The 3077-nt window shown below is 27.9% G+C and carries 3 protein-coding genes and 1 pseudogene; 1 reads left to right on the top strand and 3 read right to left on the bottom strand.

Annotation, left to right across the window (positions count from 1 at the left end):
- The 3 genes and pseudogenes from XJ44_RS03340 to XJ44_RS03330 all read right to left on the bottom strand — a co-directional run.
- Positions 1–495 (bottom strand): annotated as a pseudogene (locus XJ44_RS03340) (methyl-accepting chemotaxis protein); the annotation flags it as partial.
- A gap of 87 nt (positions 496–582) precedes the next feature.
- Positions 583–1347: a hypothetical protein gene (locus XJ44_RS03335; protein ID WP_077198054.1), complete on the bottom strand. Its 765-nt coding sequence runs from the start codon at positions 1345–1347 to the stop codon at positions 583–585.
- Positions 1348–1396: 49 nt separating this feature from the next.
- Positions 1397–1957, bottom strand: coding sequence for a hypothetical protein (locus XJ44_RS03330; protein WP_077198053.1), 561 nt, complete (start codon positions 1955–1957; stop codon positions 1397–1399).
- Positions 1958–2759: 802 nt separating this feature from the next.
- Here XJ44_RS03330 and XJ44_RS09530 point away from each other — a divergent pair.
- The gene (locus tag XJ44_RS09530; RefSeq protein ID WP_456300354.1) at positions 2760–3038 is read left to right on the top strand and encodes a class III lanthionine synthetase LanKC N-terminal domain-containing protein; all 279 of its coding nucleotides are present in this window, start codon (positions 2760–2762) and stop codon (positions 3036–3038) included.
- Positions 3039–3077: the final 39 nt, after the last annotated feature.

The following is a 3077-nucleotide window of genomic DNA, read 5'->3' as shown; positions in this document are numbered from 1 at the left end:
TGGTACAGCAACTGCTATGGTGCTTGTAGAATTGTATTCAAATGGTATGTATATGTCATATTCTTTTTCCTTGTTTTTTATCTTGTCAATTATATCTTTTAACTTCTCTGGAAAATTAATTGATAACTCACCTGTCTCATCAAGTACTTCACCTGTTTCTAATATGATAAATGTTTGGATGAAACCTTCATTTTTTAATGTATTTTTTGCGTTTCTAATTCCCCATGCAAGTTGTCTTTTTCCTAAATCACTTGTTATATTCATCAAATATGGAGCAAGTGATCCTTCCGTTGCATACTTGTAAATTGGATCGATAATGTTTTCTAGTTCTGCATGTACGTCTTTGGAGATCGAGGTAAGGATGAGTTTGTTTATAGTACTTGCGCTTTTTGAAACGTTTTTGAAGGCAAGATATGATGAAATTGAAACACTTGTTACCGTAGCAATTATTGCTACCAATACTAAGGATAGTATGAGTTTAAATTGTAGTTTCATTTAACCACCTCCGGAAAATATACCTATTCACTTTAATTTTAACACAAATTCGAAAAAAAAAAACAAAGGCTCATATTGAGCCTTTGTTTATTCTTTTAAAAGTTTTAAAAAGCTTATATTTTGTATTCCATTTTGATCTTTAAAAAGTAATATTGCGGTGTTTTCTAAATGCCCATCAATCAGTGTAAAATACTCAAAGTTATTTCCAGGTTGGAAAGCTACAGCTTCTGGAGGCAAAGTAGCTATCCTATCCCCATTGCTGCTATAAACCGCAATATTGGAGTTTTCACGGTGAGGCGAAAAAGATAAATCTTGGCCAAGTATGTGGAACCAAACATTTTGTTCACTGTCTATACCGTATCCGCATGTGTGAAAGTCATAATCTTGGTACTCCACCCAATATGTTGAATACCACATAATTGCCGGAGTAGCTGAGGTAGTTTCTTTAGTTTTTGGATCATATATTGTGTAGAAGATACTTTTGCTTGTGCTAAGAACAACATTTTCATATATAACTTCAAAAAAGTTCCATATTTTTCCTGAATTTTCCAAGAGAATGTCACTCCCAGTTGGATATGCCCAATCTGGTATGGGTATGTTTATAGTTGAACTTGCAAGGGTGTTGGTTGTTAAATTTGCTTTGTAAAGGACAAGATTTTTATCTTTGTAAGATGTTATATACAAATAATCTTGACTTTTGAGGATACTGTTGGATATTGCTTCGCTTTCTTCTCTTTTAAAAAAGGCGACTATCCTAGGAATAACATCTATTGATATTAGTGAATAATAATTATACGTATACGATTGTAGGATATATACGTTATTTTCGTAGAAGTAGGTATCTAATGTCAAATATATTTCTATATTGTCTTTTGGGGTGGGGATATTATAGCAATTTATATTATATGCATTTTCTGAAATTTTTATTACACAATATTTTTTTTTCGTTGTAAAAACTTAAAAGTACAGTGTTTTGGTTGTAAAAGATGTCAAATAAATATTTGTACGGGGATGTTAGATTACACGCTGAAAGTAAATCTACGTTATGCCATCCATTAGAATTATAATAGGAAAATATGAGGTATTTTCCTTGAATTGTGATAGTAGTATATATAAACCAAGGATTCCCATTTACAGCGCCAAGTGCAAGAATATTTGAGTCTGACGTATAGGGGATATTTCTAAGATTAGTTAAAGTTGATTCACTTGGTGTGCTCTTTAAGAGGTACTCATAAAGAAGTAGTTTTTTTTCATCTTCATCTTTTAATGAAATGAATAACTTTTTTGAATCGTTATCTAAATATGCTTTTTGATAAGTATAATTAAATCCTAATTTCTGGTTAAAAATCTCTGAAATTTTATACGAAGGATTTTCATAAGAAGCTGGCGTGTTTTGTATTTTTGTACATGAGACCATGAATATTGTTAATACAAAAAGTAAAAAAATAATAAACCTCTTCATAATATTCCTCCCTTTGGTAATGTTTATGAGAAGTTTATTATTTTAAATCCTTTTGATTATATATTTTTATGATGCGAAAAGGTAATAAGGGAATTTCTCTGAAATATTTTGTTTTTTATAAAAAAAAGACCCAGTAGGGTCTTTTATACATTCTATTTTTTATCCTATATTATATTATACCATATTTTAAAAATTTGTCAATAAAATCACTTGAAAATAATATAACAATTATAGTTATTATCATTATAACATAAATAATATGTTCTGTTAAGTTAGAAGGAGACTGTTCAAAAAAGATGAAATTAATAAATATGATTTGTTGTTTTCCAGAATTTATGAGTAAGATAATTGAACAATAATTTTAAATCATAATTCGTTAACATGTTTTAAATAAATTAGAAATATTTTAAAATAAAAAGCATTTTGCAAATAATTATGGTAAAAAAAACTTATAATTGAAATTTTTCGAGATTGTCATATTTTCACGTGGGTTATATAATAAATTGCAGAAATGGAATAAATTAATCAGGAAAAATGAAAATATGGAGTTCGAACAAAAAAGGTGACGAATTTTATATAATTAACAAGAAATAAAAACGGTTATAATATAAAATTGTAATATAAATATATCCCGCATATAAATTCTATTATTTGTTATATAATTCGCAAACATGTTGGTAGAAGGTAAGTTTTTAAAAATCCAGAAAAGAAATAAACTAAATTTTTGAAGTTAAAAAGTAATGATTATTTTAAGTTTTCCTGCGGCCGGCTGCAAAATAATAAATGAAAAAAAGGAGGAAGAATATTATTCTATGTTCTTTTTGGATCAAATGAAAATAAATTAGAATACGATTATGCAGAAATATTACCTGAAAAGTATAAAAGGATGCTGTCGAAGGATAATTTTTGGTATTTTTTGTATTTAAATGAATTTCCGGAGCAAGGCTGGAAAATACACATAAGTGCAAAATTAGATAATGCGGAGAGGATTTTAAGAATTGTAAGCGAGTATTTAATTAAAAACAAAATATCATTTAAATTTGCAAAAAGCAAAAAGATATTGTATGTATGTAAATGGTAAAATACAAATGGCCAAAAAGAGGAAAATAAAAATGAACAA

The organism is Thermosipho affectus, assembly GCF_001990485.1.
Taxonomy (GTDB): domain Bacteria; phylum Thermotogota; class Thermotogae; order Thermotogales; family Fervidobacteriaceae; genus Thermosipho; species Thermosipho affectus.
Note: the sequence above shows the minus strand (reverse complement) of the source record. Positions and strands in the feature narration are given on the sequence as shown.

Bases quoted from the DNA above. Each gene is read 5' to 3' on its own strand.
- XJ44_RS03330 (WP_077198053.1), bottom strand. From the start codon at position 1,957: ATGAAGAGGTTTATTATTTTTTTACTTTTTGTATTAACAATATTCATG.